Source organism: Robertmurraya sp. DFI.2.37 (assembly GCF_029211245.1).
GTDB classification, from domain to species: domain Bacteria; phylum Bacillota; class Bacilli; order Bacillales; family Cytobacillaceae; genus Robertmurraya; species Robertmurraya methanolica_A.
The window spans coordinates 1-387 of the sequence record NZ_JARGEJ010000333.1 but is presented as its reverse complement, the minus strand read 5'-3'; the positions used below and the strand labels follow the sequence as shown (position 1 = coordinate 387).

Genomic DNA, 387 nt, shown 5'->3' with positions numbered 1-387 from the left:
CGGAGAATATAATTGGGCACAGTGATATTATGACATTTGAATAGTTTCATGTTCCCCCACATTCAGGTAAAGAGTTTACCGCAGAAGTAAAATTGAAACATGGACTTGTTTTTGTTCCAAAAGAGTGGAGAAATGTTGCGTCCGTGGAACTGACTCATTCTGCTTCAGGAAGGGTAATTGAATGAAGAAGTACTTGACAATGAACGGGGCAGTGGCGTTATTTTAACGATTTTCAGTTTTGCGATTGTGGGGATCATGTTAATTCTAGTGCTTAATATTGCCATGGTTTTTACAAAGAAAGAGCAGGCGTTGATTGCGGCAGAGCATGCCAGTATAGCAGCAACGAGCGTTGTGTATGAAAAAATTGATAGCGTTGTGAAACATCAT

The 387-nt window shown here is 39.8% G+C and carries 1 protein-coding gene; it reads left to right on the top strand.

All coding sequences use genetic code 11. The annotated features are described in order from the left end of the window. Positions 1 to 177: 177 nt before the first annotated feature. On the top strand, positions 178 to 387 hold a 210-nt coding region (locus PZE06_RS26755; protein ID WP_275792206.1), incomplete at its 3' end, for a pilus assembly protein TadG-related protein.